Here is a 13,254-nt window from a genome sequence, read left to right as displayed (position 1 = left end):
GCGCAAGCAGTGTAAAGAAAATTTACACCGGATTAGAGATTGTTGGCTGAAAAATCCGGATGTTGAATATAGTAGCAATTGCTATTATATCTTAGTCCATGAGTGAAACGATCGGATTCCTGCTGAACGACACCGCGCGCCTGTTCCGGCGTTCGTTCAACGCGCGCACGCGCGATAGCGGCATCACCGCGCTGCAATGGCGGCTGATCACCTATCTGAAACGCCACGAAGGCATAAGGCAGGGGCCGCTCGCCGAGCTGATCGAGGTCGAACCGATCACCTTGTCGCGCATGGTCGACCGGCTGGTCGAGGCCGGGCTGGTCGAGCGCCGCGCCGACCCCGCCGACCGCCGCGCCTGGCGGCTGTACCTCACGCCGCGCGCGGGCGACCTGCTGGGCGGGATGCGCGAGATGGCCGACGCGCTGACCGCCGAGGCGACCGAAGGGTTGAACGCCGCCGAGCGCGACCAGCTCATCGACCTTGTCGAGCGCGTCCGGGCCAATTTGTCCCGCCGTATATGCCAAAAAGAAGAAGAGACCGTTTGATGGACCAGCTCTCCCCATCCCGCCCCACCAAAAACCCGAGGGCCGAAGAGGCGACACCGCCCAAGGCCGCGCCGAAAGCCGATCCGCTGCCCAGCCCGGCCGCCGCGACCGAGGCCGCGCCCAAGGCGAGCTGGCGCACGCGCATCCTGATGTTCGGCCTGCCCCTGGCGCTGATCGCGGGCGGTGCCGGCTGGTGGCTGACGAGCGGCGGGTCGGTGTCGACCGACAACGCCTATGTCCAGATGGACAAGGTGTCGGTCGCCGCCGAAGTCGGCGGGCGGATCACCGAAGTCGCGGTGCGCGACGGCCAGCAAGTCGCGAAGGGCCAGCTGCTGTTCCGCATCGACGGCGAACCCTATGCACTGACCGTCGCGCAGGCGACCGCCGCGATCGACGCCGCCGAGGTCGAGGTCGGCAACCTGTCGGCAAGCGCGAACACGTCGCGCGTCGACATCGCCGCGGCGCGCGAGGATGTGAAGTTCGCGCAGGTGACCTTCGACCGGCAGGCGGCACTGATGGAAAAGGGCTTCACAACGAAGGCCGCCTATGACGCGTCGCGCCACGCGCTCCAGCAGGCGCGCGAGAGCGTACGTCAAGCCGAGGCCGCCGCCGCCGAAGCGCGCACCAAGCTCGCCGCCGGCCCGTCGAGCGGGATCAACCCGCAGGTCGAGGCCGCGCGCGTCCAGCGCTCGCAGGCCGAGGTGAACATGGGCCGCACGACGGTTCGCGCGCCGAGCGCCGGCCGTATCGCGCAGTCGGACCGGCTGCAGGTCGGCCAGATGATGGTCGCGGGGCTGCCCGCGGTCACGCTCGTCGACACCGCGCATCCGTGGGTCGAGGCCAATTTCAAGGAAACCGACCTCGCCGACATGCGCGTCGGCCAGCGCGCCGAAATTAGCTTCGACGCCTACCCGGGGGTGACGGTGCGCGGCCATGTGCTGACGATCGGCGCGGGCACCGGCAGCGAATTTTCGGTGCTGCCGGCACAGAATGCGACGGGCAACTGGGTCAAGGTGACGCAGCGCGTGCCGGTGCGCATCGCCTTCGACGAAAAGCCCGTGCGCGACATGATCGCGGGGCTGTCGGCGGATGTCCGGGTGTTTACGAAGTAAGGTCCCGTGGCGAGCAACGCCCTTCCCCGTCGGCCGTCCGCCGCGGCGCTCCCTGACGACGAGTCGATCCCGCTGCACGAACGCGTGCGCTATCGCGGGCTGCTGACCGTCGCCGTGATGGGCGCGTCGATCATGCAGATCCTCGACACGACGATCGCCAATGTCGCGATCCCGCATATGCAGTCGGCGCTCGGCGCCACGAGCGAGACGGTGACGTGGGTGCTGACGAGCTATATCCTCGCCTCGGCGGTCGCGATGCCGATCACCGGCTGGCTCGCCGACCGGATCGGACGGCGCGAATTGTTCATCGCCGCGGTCGCGGGCTTCATCGTCGCGTCGATGGCGTGCGGCGCCGCGCAATCGCTCGAACAAATGGTCGCCTTCCGTTTTCTGCAGGGGGTCAGCGCCGCCTTCATCGGCCCGCTGTCGCAATCGGTGATGCTCGACATCAACCCGCCCGAACGCCACGCACGCGCGATGTCGATCTGGGGCATGGGGATCATGATCGGGCCGATCCTGGGGCCGATATTGGGCGGCTGGCTGACCGAAAGCGTCAACTGGCGCTGGGTCTTTTACGTCAACCTGCCCGTCGGGCTGATCACGCTCGCGATGATGTGGGCGCTGCTGCCCAAGACAAAAAGCGTCACGCGGCGGTTCGACCTGTTCGGTTTCTCGATGCTCGCGCTCGGGCTCGCCGCGCTCCAGCTGATGTTAGACCGCGGCGCGCATCAGGACTGGTTCGAGAGCATCGAAATCTGGATCGAACTTGGCGTCGCCATTTCCTGCCTGTGGATGTTCATCGTCCATATGCTCACCGCGCGCGCGCCCTTGTTCAGCCGCGCGATGCTCGCCGACCGCAACCTTATCACCGCGATGGGATTCATGGTCGTGATCGGCGTCGTGATGTTCGCGTCGATGGCACTGCTGCCGCCGATGCTGCAGAATCTGTTCGGCTGGCCGGTGATCGACACCGGCATCGTGCTCGCGCTGCGCGGGATCGGCATCCTTGCGAGCATGTGGGTCGCGGGACAATTGCTCGGCAAGATCGACGCGCGCTGGCTGGTCGGAACCGGCCTGCTCATCGCCGCTTACTCGCTGTGGCAGATGAGCCATTGGTCGCTCGAAATGGGGATGCAGCCGGTGATCATCAGCGGGCTGGTGCAGGGCCTCGGCATGGGGCTGATCTTCATTCCCTTGAACACCATGGCGTTCGCGACGATCGAGCCGCAATATCGTACCGACGGGTCGAGCCTGCTCAACCTGTTCCGCAGCCTCGGCGCGTCGGTCGGCATCTCGATCGTCACCACCCTGCTCGGTTCGAACATCCAGACGAGTCACGAGGATCTGGCAGCGCACGTCACCAACAGCTCGGTCGCCCTGCTCGACCCGTCGACCGCCGACCGCTTCGGCATCGCGGGCGATGCGGCGCTGGCGATGATCAATGCCGAGATCAACCGGCAGGCGGCGATGGTCGCCTATATCGACGATTTCTGGGCGATGATGTGGGTGACGCTGGCGTCGGTGCCACTGGTGCTGCTGCTACGGCCGCCGAAACCGGGCGGGCCGAAGGCGTCGGCGGCGGATATGGGGCATTAGGCGCAGTAGCTATACCGCCCACCCGAGAGCCCGCCGCAGCTCGGCGGCGCCGCCGCTGTCATAGGGCAAGCCGTGTGCCATCACGACGCGCTCGCAATCCCAGTCGAGGATGCCCTCGACCGCCGCCCGCACCGCGCTCCGCTTTGGCCAGAAGGTCAGCCGCATGTCGGGCGGCGTCCTCCCCCTGAGATGCGCGACGCCCGCGAGGCGAATGATCGAGCGGGTCAGCGCGCTGCGCGCCCGCTGCGGCTCGAAATTCTCGATCAGATCGGTGAGCAGGACGGTGCGCGAGGGACGGTGGAAGAAAACCGCCTCGGTCACCGTGGTGCCGGGCACGAGGATGGTGTCGACCGGTTCGGGCCAGCCGTCGATCGCATCGCCGAGCCACGCATCGATGCGGAAAGGCCGCTTCGCCTTTGTGTCGAGCCCCGGCACCGCCGCGGTCCGCGCGCCCGGATAGCGTTCTTGCCAGTCGGCGACATACCAATAATGAATGCTGTTTGGGGCGACCAGCCACGCGACCGTCCCCAGCCGGTCTATCGCATCGAACAGGGCCTCGTCGGGTGCGATCGGCGAATGGATCCACAACGCGCCATCGACCCGCACGACGGTCATCCGGGTCGGAAAGGGAAAGGAGCCGGGTCCGAAATCCATGCGGATCTCCGGCCCGTCGACGATCCAGATATCCTCGCCGAACGGCTTCGGCACGTTGAGCGGCGCGTAGGGGATGAAGCTGGTCATATGATGTCAGCGAAAGAAGCAGTTCGCCCCCGCGAACAGCGCGTCGATCTTTGCCGCGTCGCCGGGCGCCGCGAACATGCCGCCGATGAGGTTGTCGCCGGTGCCGATGCTGAACTCCTCGCCCAGCGTGCTGTCCTCTAGGTCGACGATCGACACCGATTCCTTTGCCTTGGCGCGCGTTGTGCCGATGGCGATGCCGCTCATCGTCGAATAGCTGTCGGCGCCGGGTTCGTTGCCGAGGAACCAGCCGGCGAACTTGCCGCCCTGGAAATTGAGCGTCATCGCGTCGTAGCGGGTGAATTCCATCGCGCCCGCGCCGCATTCCTCGTTGGTGCTGCGGTCGTCTTCCTTGCCCGCGACATTGGCTAGCGCGGCCTCCGCCTGCGCGCGCGGGACGCCGAAGGCGAGCAGGCTGGTCTTGCCGCTGTTCGTGTCGACGAAGCGCAGCCCCTCGCCGTCGAGACTGACCGCGGTGGTCGCCGCGTTCGGCCCGTCGGCCTTCGCCTCGGGCACCGCCGGGGCGACGGGATCGGCGTCGGCGGGGGCCTTGTCGGCGGCGGGTTTGCACGCGGCGAGAAGCGCCACCATCGCGAGGGTCGTGAACTTGCGCATGCCTATCTCCTGTTTCCGATGATCGGCCCCATCGCCATCACCCCTATCGCACCCAGCAGCGCGAGCGCCATATCCTTTTGCGCGTCCCAGATGTCGCCCTGCTGTCCATTGTAGCGGTCGGCGGTTTCGCCCGCCGCGACGATGGTGAGCAGCCATTCGAAGATTTCATAGAGGCACGAGATGGCGAGGACCCAGCCAAGCACGGTTAACGCCGCACCGCGCGGGCCAAGCCCGCCCCAACGCCGTGCGATCTCGGCGACGGGGATCACCGACAGCGCGCCGAAGGTGAAATGGACGAGGCGGTCATAATGGTTGCGCGTCCAGCCAAAGGCGTCGGAGAGGCTCGTTCCGGTCAGCGCGCGCACCCAATCGTCATAGGGGACATTGCTGTAGGCGTAGCGCCCGCCGAGCGTGTGGAGCGCCATGAAGAGCGCGATGCACGCGACGGCTGGCGTCGATAGCGGCCAGTGGCGGAGCAGCCAGGGCGAGGCGACGATCAGCAGCATCGTCGGGATATGCTGGAGCAGCGCAACTTCGGGATAGGGCTGGTCGATCTGCGCGAGGAGGAGGAGGGCAAGGAGCAGGCCGATCAGCGGCCTTTGCGCTTCGGGGCGCGCCGGAGCAGTCGTCATCGACCGAAATCCGCCGAGACAGGAATGGCGGAAAACTGCCTAACTTCACTCGCAAATGCATGTATCGGGCGCGAGGTCGGTGCTTGCATCATGTCGAAGACCTAATGCAGCAAGATATTGTAGGACAGCGATTTTCGATGCGTCACCAGCGCAGCGACATGCAGCTGAGCCCCGCGTCGATGCGCGCGATCTGGTCGGTCGGCAGCGGGCGGAAAGGCACGCCGCGCGCTGCCAGCATCGCCTGCGTCGCCAGCCACCGCGCGCCGATGAGAACGGTATCGCGCACGCGGAGGATATTCGCCGCCCCCTCTTCGCCGGTCGGGGTCAGCACGACTTCGAGGCCCGCAAATTCGGGGCAGTCGCGCATCGCGGGTACGGCGAGGATCGTGCTTTCGTCGATCAGGCTGCAGCCGGTCTTGAAATGGAGCACGCCCGCGGGCGTCACCGCGATCTGGGCGCGATAACCCAGCCGTTCGAGCAAAGCCGCGAGTTCGGTGGCGCCCGCGCGGTCGGTGCGGTCGGACAGGCCGATAATCACGCGGTCGGCAAGGCGCAGCACATCGCCGCCGTCGACATGGCCGGGGCCGGTCAATTCGAGCAAAGTGGCGTGGCGCGCCGAGAGCGCCTCGCGGATATGCGCCACTTCCCCCGCGCGGCTTGGCGCGCCAGGGCGGAGCAGGATCGCGCCTTCGGGAAAGGTCAGCGCGACGTCTTCGGTGAACAGCGCGTCGGGGAAATCGTCGAGCGGTTCGAGGACTTCGACGGCGAGACCGAGTTCGCGGAGCGCCCCGACATAGGCTGCATGCTCGGCAGTAAGGCCGGTGAAATCGGGGTCGGGGCCGCCGTTGGCGCGGATGCCGCTCACCGCCGATGGGGCGGGGGCGCGGCAGAGGGCGTGGGTGAAGGCATAGGGGCTGGTCATGCCAGCGGCATAGCTTGAATGCTTCGCCATCGCCACGGCGATCCTCCCTGTGCCGCAGGCATGGGGAGGTGGCAGCGCGAAGCGCTGACGGAGGGGTAGTGACGCGACGTCGCAACCCCTCCACCACCGCTTCGCGGCGGTCCCCCTCCCCATCGCTGCGCGACAGGGAGGATCTGGATTCAGCCCTTCTTGAGGTGCCGGCGGCCGAGCAGTTCGGCGATCTGCACCGCGTTCAGCGCTGCGCCTTTGCGGAGGTTATCACTGACGCACCAAAGGTTGAGGCCATTTTCGACCGTCGGGTCTTCGCGCACGCGCGACACGAAGGTCGCGAAGTCGCCGACGCATTCGACGGGGGTGATATAGCCGCCGTCCTCGCGCTTGTCGTGGAGCACGACGCCGGGCGCCTCACGCAGGATGCGCTGCGCGTCCTCGGCCGACAGTTCATCCTCCATCTCGATGTTGATCGCTTCCGAATGGCCGACGAAGACGGGGACGCGGACGCAGGTCGCGGTGACCTTGATCTTCGGATCGAGGATCTTCTTGGTCTCGACGACCATCTTCCATTCCTCCTTGGTCGAGCCGTCGTCGAGGAACTTGTCGATGTGCGGGATGACGTTGAAGGCGATCTGCTTGGTGAACTTCTGGATGTCCTTTTCGTCGCCGACGAAGATCTGGCGCGTCTGGTTCCACAGCTCGTCCATGCCCGACTTGCCCGCGCCCGACACCGACTGATAGGTCGATACGACGACGCGCTTGATCTTGGCCGCGTCGTGCAGCGGCTTCAGCGCGACGACCATCTGCGCGGTCGAGCAGTTCGGGTTCGCGATGATGTTGCGCTTGGTATAGCCGTCGATCGCGTCGGGGTTCACTTCGGGCACGATCAGCGGCACGTCGGGGTCCATGCGGTAGAGCGAGCTATTATCGATCACGACGCAGCCCGCCGCGGCGGCCTTCGGCGCGTGGATCGCGGTCGCGTCGCTGCCGATCGCGAAGATCGCCATGTCCCAGCCGGCCCAGTCGAAATTCTCGATATTCTGGCACTTCACGGTTTTACCGGTATCGCCGATTTCGACCTCATCGCCCTGGCTGCGCGACGATGCGACCGCCGCCAGTTCGTCGTAGGGAAATTCGCGCTCGGCGAGAATGGCGAGCACTTCGCGCCCGACATTGCCCGTGGCTCCGGCGACTACGATACGATAACCCATTTACTCACTCCTCAAGGCAAGAACTCGGTTGAAAACGTTACGATAATTCAGACTTTCCAGCGGAAATGGCCGGTCAGCTTATGGTCGAACAGCGCATCCTCCTCGCGCGTGCCGCCGCCAATATTGTGGAGGACGAGCGGCACGCCCGTCGTATCCTTGCGGTCGGACACGATGCCGGTGTGCGGCAGACGGCCGTTCACCATCGCGGTGAAGATGTCGCCCGGGCGCCAGTCGGCGGGATTGGTCGTTACTGGCAGCGAGGCGCCCTGCCGCCGCCAATAGATCGCGAGGTTGGGCACGCGGCGATGGTCGATATTGCGGTCGGGGCGGCCGAGCCCCCAGTTTTTGGGATAGGCTGCAAAATTGGCGCGCATGTCGGCGTTTACAAGGGCCTGCAGGTCGTGGCCGAGCGCATCGCGAAAGGCGCGGATCACGACATCGGTGCACACGCCCTTCGCGCGGTCGACGTCGCCGTTCGGGAAACGCAGGACCGTGTAGGCGGGATCATAGGAAAGCGTCACGCCGACCTGCCGCCGCGCCGCCGCGACGATGCGCTGCGCATTGGTGAGCGCCATCGCCTCGCCCGACACGCCGAATGCGAGCACCGCGCCAAGAAAGGCGCGCCGCGTCGGCTGGAACGGGAGGACGGACTGCTGCATGAAATTCGCTTTGCCCAAAAGAAAACGACCGGCTCTGCCTGTTGGCGGAACCGGTCGTTTTTGAAAGCTGTTTCGGCTTTGTAGAGGAGAAGCTCTCCTTAGCCTTCGCCGGCTTCCGACCGGTATTCGCGGCGCTCCGCAATACGCGCCGATTTACCAGTGCGGCCACGAAGATAGTAAAGCTTCGCACGACGCACGGCACCCTTGCGGATGACGGTAATCGAGTCGATGTTGGGCGAATAGAGCGGGAACACGCGCTCGACACCCTCGCCGAACGACATTTTGCGCACGGTGAAGTTGGAGCCCATGCCCTTGTTCGAGCGTGCGATGCACACGCCTTCGAAATTCTGGACGCGGGTGCGTTCGCCTTCGACCACCTTCACGCCGACTTTCAGCGTGTCGCCGGGACGGAAGGTCGGAATGGTCTTCGCCGCTTTGGCGATTTCTTCGGCTTCGATCGTCTGGATGAGGTTCATGTCCTCTAGTCCTTTTCTTTTCGCCGCGCGCCAGAGGCAGGTCGGTCCCGAGCGCCCTCATGGCGCTCCCAAAGGTCCGGCCTGCGTAACCGTGTATGATCTTCCGCCTGTTGTTTCCGCCAGGCCGCGATCTTCGCATGATCCCCCGATCGCAGCACTTCGGGGATCGTGCGCCCTTCCCAATTTACGGGCCGGGTATAGTGCGGATATTCGAGCAAACCGTTTTCGAACGATTCGTCGTCCCCGCTTGAAGCCGCGCCCATTACGCCGGGAAGCAACCGAATGCAAGCGTCGAGCAACAGCAGCGCCCCCATCTCGCCGCCCGACAGGATGATGTCGCCCATCGACACCTCTTCGATTGGCCTTGCGTCGAAGATGCGTTCGTCGAATCCTTCGAACCGGCCGCAGAGGATGATCGCGCCCGGACCCGCCGAAAGGGCGCGCACGCGCGCCTGCGTGATCGGGGTGCCGCGCGGGGTCATCGCGAGGATCGGAAGGTCCGGATGCGCCGCCACCGCATGGTCGATCGCCGCGCCCAGCACATCGGCCTTGAGCACCATCCCCGCGCCGCCCCCCGCGGGCGTATCGTCGACGGTGCGATGCTTGTCGGTCGCAAAATCGCGGATCTGCACCGGCGCGCAGTGCCACGTCCCGCTTTCGAGCGCGCGCCCCGCCATGCTGTGCCCCAGCGGGCCGGGGAACATGTCGGGGTAAAGCGTCAGGGGGACGGCGGTGAAGGTCATGCTACCCCATGCCGCCCACCGACCCCGCTTGGCAAGCGTCAGCTGTCGACGCGCACGCGCTCCATATGCGCCTTCATGCGCGCCAGCCCCTCAGCCATCATCGGTGCGACCTGCTGCGCGAGCGCATCGGGCAGGATGTCGGCGGTCCAGCGCACCCGCGCGCCGCCTTCCGCCCCGGCGACTTCGAGCACGCCATTATGATGTTCGAACGCCTTGATCGCCCAGACGAGGCGGCGGCGGTCATCGTCGACCGAGACGATCGTTTCGTCGGCCACCGCGCCGTTCGCAAAGGTGACGCGGCGCACCGGCGCGCCGTCGCCTTCGATCATTTCGGTGGCGGCGACGAACCCGGGGACGAGCCGGTCGTGGAGCCGGCCGACGTCGCGCGCGGCGTCCCAGATCGTGGCGGGGTCGGCGGCAATGAAGATGTCGTGGTGGATCGAGGCCATCGGGCTTGCTCCTGCTCTGGATATGCCGCCGATGATAGCGGCGCCGCCGCACCATCGCTGGCAGGAATCGGACGCGGTCACCGACACCCCCGGACAAGCACGGCGGATTCCCGTATAAAGAGCGCATGACGCCGCCCGACGAACCCGACCTCGATTTCGCGCTGTGCGAACGGGTGCGCTATGCGCGCGATCCGGCCTATGACGGGGTCATCTTCATCGCGGTCAAATCGACCGGCATCTATTGCCGACCGGTCTGCCCGGTGCGCCAGCCGCTCTCACGCAACGTCAGCTATTATCGCAGCGCGGCGGCGGCCGAGCGCGCGGGCTTTCGCCCCTGCCTTCGCTGCCGGCCGGAGACGGCGCCGCGCTCGCCGGCGTGGAACGGCACCCGCGCGACCGTCGATCGCGCGCTGCGGCTGATCGAGGACGGCGCGCTCGACCAGGCAGACGTCGAGGCGCTGGCGGCGCGGCTCGGCATCGGCGCGCGCCATCTGACGCGGTTGTTCCGCCGCCATCTCGACACCACACCGCTCGCCGCCGCGCGCACGGCGCGCATCCAGCGCGCCAAGCGACTGATCGATACCACCGACCTTGGCATGACCGACATCGCGCTGGCGGCAGGCTTTGGCAGCGTGCGGTCGTTCAATGCGGCCTTCCAGCAGGTCTATCGCCGGGCGCCGAGCATGTTGAAGCGCCGCGCGAGGCGTTAGCGCGGTTCGGGCGGCGGCTCCAATAGCGCGTCGGACAACAGGTGGCGATCCTTCTCGATTTCGGCGTGCAGCCATTCGCGGAAGCGCTCGATCTTGCGCACGCCGACACGGTTGTCGCGGTGGACGAGCCACATGCCCGACGAGGCCGAAACATAGAGCGTGTCGAAGGGCTGGACCAGCCGCCCGCTCGCGAGCTCGCCCTGCCAATAGAGCGGGGTCATCATCGCGACACCAAAACCCGCCTGTACCGCGCTGCCTTCCTGCAACTGGCTGTCGAGTTCGATCCCGCGCCGTGTCGACGCCGGCGGCCTCGCCACGCCGGCCAGGGCGAACCATTCGGCCCACCAGCTGTCGTTCGGCGCGAGCCGCTGGACGCGCAGCAGGTCGGCGGGCTCGCGAATGTCATGTTCTTCGATAAAGGCCGGCGAGGCGATCGGCGCGAGATATTGGCGCATCAGGAAATCGGCACGCAGCCCCGGCCACACCCCCTTGCCGATGCGGATCGCGACGTCGACGTTCGAAGCGTCGAAGTCGATCAGATCGTTGCTCATCGCCATGCGCACCGCGAGTTCGGGATATTGGAGCTGGAAGCTGCCGATGCGCGCGCTGAGCCAGGTGCCGCCGAAGCTGGTCGCGGCGTTAATCGTCAGCACATCGGCCTCGTCGCTGCCGAGCGCGGCGAAGGCGTCGCCCATCGTCGCGAAGGCGTTGCTGATCGCGGGGAGCAGCCGCTGCCCGGTTTCGGAGAGGCGCACGCGGCCCTTTTCGCGCACGAAGAGCGCGCGGCCGAGTCGATCCTCCAATTGGCGGATTTGATAACTGACCGCGGCCTGCGTCAGCCCCAGCTCCTCGGCAGCGCGCGAGAAATTCTGCAAACGGCCAGCGGCTTCGAAGGTGCGCACGGCGGCGAGGGGCGGCAGGCGGGACATACCGCCTTATAAGCTCAGCTTATAATATGGTCTACGCCTTTTGTTGGCGGCGGGGCGCCATGAGGTGCATCTAGGTTACATCAAGCGAAAGGAGATGAACGATGAAAGACGAGCAGTTCATGCGCGTTTGGAATGACGGTCATGATCATTTCAGCGCCGATATCGCCCGCGGCCTCCACTGGCTCGCGACCCCGTTCCGCCGCCTCGGCGAATGGATCGCCTTGCCGAGCGCGCCCGGCGAAGACAGCGTCTTCACCCGCGCCGCCGCGCGCTGCGGCATCCGCCCGCGCCGGGTGCGATAAATTTCCCCTGCCCTCCCCTCTCAAAGGTCCAGGGCGAAACGGGGTGAGGCTGTCCCTTGCTAAGGCCTCACCCCGTCGACATCAGCGCACCTCGGGCGGCACGACGCGGAACCGCAACGCCTGAATCGTGGCGGGCGCCGTCGGCGCGAGCAGTAATATCCCGTCGAGCTTGCCCTTTTCGCAATTGAGGCGGAAGGCGGCCGACATCGCGCCAGTCGGCGCGAGGGGTTCGTCGGTCGGGCACGCCCCCACCTCGGCCGTCAGCTTCGTAAATTCGGCCTTCCAGTTCTCGGCCGAGCGATCGAGCAGGAAGTTCATCGCGAGCTTGCCCTGCAGCGGGCCGAGGTCGCCCGCGGCATAGGCCGCCCTGGCCGCCGCATAGGCGTCCGCCACCGCCGGCGACACCGGCACGGCGCTCGTTTCGAGCAGCCCCGCCTTGTCCATGGCGACCGCGGTGTCCCACGCGGGGCCCGACGGTCCGGCATAGGTGCGGTTCGACAGCGCGAAGACGCCGACGCCATGATCGGGCATCAGCATCACATGGCTGCCATAGCCCGGATAGCCGCCGCCATGCGCGAGCGTCAGGCCGAGGTCGCAATCCTGCGCGACGCGCCAGCCCATGCCATAGGCGCTCGACAGCTTGCACGCGGCGCCGCCGCTCGCCCCGGTCCGATTGACCACCGAAGTGAAGTTCAGCCCCTGCGCCATCTCGCGCACCGTTGCACGCTTGACCGGGCCGGTGTCGGCATCGTCGCGCGCGGGCCATGCCGAGAGCAGGAAGGCGACCCATTTGCCATAGTCGTTCGCGCTGACCTGCAGCCCGCCCATCGCGTTGAAGGCGCCGTCGACCATCTCGGGCTCGGCGGTCCAGCGATCGTTTTCCCAGCGATAGCCGAGCGCGTAGCGCGCTTTCGGGGCTTTCGGCGCGTCAAAGCCGCTGCTCGCCATGCCGAGCGGGGTCAGGATCGTCCGCTGGACATAGGCCGTGTACGGCATGCCCGAAGCATTGGCGACGATCCGGCCGAGCAAGGCATAGCCGAAGTTCGAATATTCATGTTGGCTCTGCGGCACGCGGCTGAACGGCACCCCCGCCGCGATCATCCGGGTAAAATCCTCCTGCGGCAGCACCTGCTGGCGGTCGCCCCACGGATCGTCGGTGACAAAGCCGCCGACATGCTGGAGCAGGTCGCGCACCCGGATACGCGGGCTGTCCTTGGTCGGATAGGTCCAGCCCTTCATTTCGGGCACATGTTGTTCGGCAAGGTCGTCGAGGCGGAGCTTGCCTTCGTCGCGCAGCTTCAGGATCGACAGCGCGGTGAACGCCTTGGTCATCGAGGCGATGCGGAACAGGCTATCGGGGGTCACCGCACCTTTGTCGGTGATATTCTGGACGCCGAGGCCCTTCACATAGGCGAGCTTGCCGTCCTTGACGACGCCATAGACGACGCCCGGAACATGCTGTTCGGCCTGAAATTTGGCGAAAAGCGCGTCGATTTCGGGGGCGAGCTGGTCGAGGGTTTGGGGGGCCGTTTCCTGCGCCGTGGCGGGAACCGCGCCTGTAAGCATGAGAGCAAAAGCGAAACCCGATTTCCAGCGCATGACAATCTCCCCGGTCATTTGC

At 66.3% G+C, this 13,254-nt stretch carries 16 protein-coding genes; 5 read left to right on the top strand and 11 right to left on the bottom strand.

Going from position 1 to position 13,254, the window contains the following annotated elements; genetic code table 11:
* Window positions 1-98 precede the first annotated feature (98 nt).
* The 3 genes from FG91_RS07265 to FG91_RS07255 are packed head-to-tail and all read left to right on the top strand — an operon-like array spanning window position 99 to window position 3,253.
* Window positions 99-545: a MarR family winged helix-turn-helix transcriptional regulator gene (locus FG91_RS07265; RefSeq protein ID WP_037513651.1), complete on the top strand. Its 447-nt coding sequence runs from the start codon at window positions 99-101 to the stop codon at window positions 543-545.
* Complete coding sequence (locus FG91_RS07260; protein WP_081940462.1) at window positions 545-1,657, top strand: HlyD family secretion protein; 1,113 nt, start codon at window positions 545-547, stop codon at window positions 1,655-1,657. Before FG91_RS07265 ends, FG91_RS07260 begins: the two co-directional genes overlap by 1 nt.
* A 6-nt stretch (window positions 1,658-1,663) precedes the next feature.
* A complete protein-coding gene (locus tag FG91_RS07255; protein ID WP_037513650.1) occupies window positions 1,664-3,253 on the top strand; it encodes an MDR family MFS transporter in 1,590 nt (529 codons plus the stop codon).
* A 9-nt stretch (window positions 3,254-3,262) separates the two neighbouring features.
* Here the strand turns inward: FG91_RS07255 and FG91_RS07250 are convergent, their stop codons facing one another.
* From FG91_RS07250 to FG91_RS07210, 9 genes are all read right to left on the bottom strand, one after another.
* Window positions 3,263-3,994 (bottom strand): DUF4336 domain-containing protein, encoded by a 732-nt coding sequence (locus FG91_RS07250; RefSeq protein WP_037513648.1) that lies wholly within the window; start codon window positions 3,992-3,994, stop codon window positions 3,263-3,265.
* Between the two features lie 6 nt (window positions 3,995-4,000).
* Window positions 4,001-4,606 carry a hypothetical protein gene (locus FG91_RS20925; RefSeq protein ID WP_052187381.1) on the bottom strand — a complete coding sequence of 202 codons (606 nt, stop codon included), beginning with the start codon at window positions 4,604-4,606 and terminating at the stop codon, window positions 4,001-4,003.
* 2 nt (window positions 4,607-4,608) lie between these two features.
* On the bottom strand, window positions 4,609-5,238 hold the full coding sequence (locus FG91_RS07240) for a DUF2238 domain-containing protein (RefSeq protein ID WP_037513647.1): 630 nt from the start codon (window positions 5,236-5,238) through the stop codon (window positions 4,609-4,611).
* A 142-nt stretch (window positions 5,239-5,380) separates the two neighbouring features.
* A complete protein-coding gene (locus tag FG91_RS07235; protein ID WP_235211971.1) occupies window positions 5,381-6,190 on the bottom strand; it encodes a dimethylarginine dimethylaminohydrolase family protein in 810 nt (269 codons plus the stop codon).
* A 149-nt stretch (window positions 6,191-6,339) separates the two neighbouring features.
* Window positions 6,340-7,365, bottom strand: a complete 1,026-nt coding sequence (locus FG91_RS07230; RefSeq protein WP_037513646.1) for an aspartate-semialdehyde dehydrogenase — start codon at window positions 7,363-7,365, stop codon at window positions 6,340-6,342.
* Between the two features lie 47 nt (window positions 7,366-7,412).
* Window positions 7,413-8,024, bottom strand: coding sequence for a DUF1287 domain-containing protein (locus FG91_RS07225; RefSeq protein WP_081940468.1), 612 nt, complete (start codon window positions 8,022-8,024; stop codon window positions 7,413-7,415).
* Between the two features lie 98 nt (window positions 8,025-8,122).
* Complete coding sequence (gene rplS, locus FG91_RS07220) at window positions 8,123-8,500, bottom strand: 50S ribosomal protein L19 (RefSeq protein ID WP_037513643.1); 378 nt, start codon at window positions 8,498-8,500, stop codon at window positions 8,123-8,125.
* A 5-nt stretch (window positions 8,501-8,505) separates the two neighbouring features.
* On the bottom strand, window positions 8,506-9,243 hold the full coding sequence (gene trmD / locus FG91_RS07215) for a tRNA (guanosine(37)-N1)-methyltransferase TrmD (RefSeq protein ID WP_037513641.1): 738 nt from the start codon (window positions 9,241-9,243) through the stop codon (window positions 8,506-8,508).
* Window positions 9,244-9,281: 38 nt separating this feature from the next.
* The gene (locus FG91_RS07210) at window positions 9,282-9,692 is read right to left on the bottom strand and encodes an SRPBCC family protein (protein ID WP_037513639.1); all 411 of its coding nucleotides are present in this window, start codon (window positions 9,690-9,692) and stop codon (window positions 9,282-9,284) included.
* Between the two features lie 125 nt (window positions 9,693-9,817).
* On the opposite strand from FG91_RS07210, the gene FG91_RS07205 reads away from it, so the two are divergent.
* Entirely contained in the window at window positions 9,818-10,402 is a 585-nt protein-coding gene (locus FG91_RS07205) for a bifunctional transcriptional activator/DNA repair enzyme AdaA (protein ID WP_037513638.1), read from the top strand.
* Here the strand turns inward: FG91_RS07205 and FG91_RS07200 are convergent.
* Complete coding sequence (locus tag FG91_RS07200) at window positions 10,399-11,331, bottom strand: LysR substrate-binding domain-containing protein (RefSeq protein WP_037513637.1); 933 nt, start codon at window positions 11,329-11,331, stop codon at window positions 10,399-10,401. The genes FG91_RS07205 and FG91_RS07200 overlap by 4 nt on opposite strands.
* Window positions 11,332-11,432: 101 nt before the next feature.
* On the opposite strand from FG91_RS07200, the gene FG91_RS07195 reads away from it, so the two are divergent.
* Entirely contained in the window at window positions 11,433-11,633 is a 201-nt protein-coding gene (locus tag FG91_RS07195) for a hypothetical protein (protein WP_037513636.1), read from the top strand.
* Between the two features lie 81 nt (window positions 11,634-11,714).
* Here FG91_RS07195 and FG91_RS07190 read toward each other — a convergent pair whose 3' ends face one another.
* Window positions 11,715-13,232, bottom strand: a complete 1,518-nt coding sequence (locus FG91_RS07190) for a serine hydrolase domain-containing protein (RefSeq protein ID WP_037513635.1) — start codon at window positions 13,230-13,232, stop codon at window positions 11,715-11,717.
* Window positions 13,233-13,254: the final 22 nt, after the last annotated feature.

The organism is Sphingopyxis sp. LC81, assembly GCF_000756375.1.
Lineage (GTDB): Bacteria > Pseudomonadota > Alphaproteobacteria > Sphingomonadales > Sphingomonadaceae > Sphingopyxis.
Note: the sequence above shows the minus strand (reverse complement) of the source record. Positions and strands in the feature narration are given on the sequence as shown.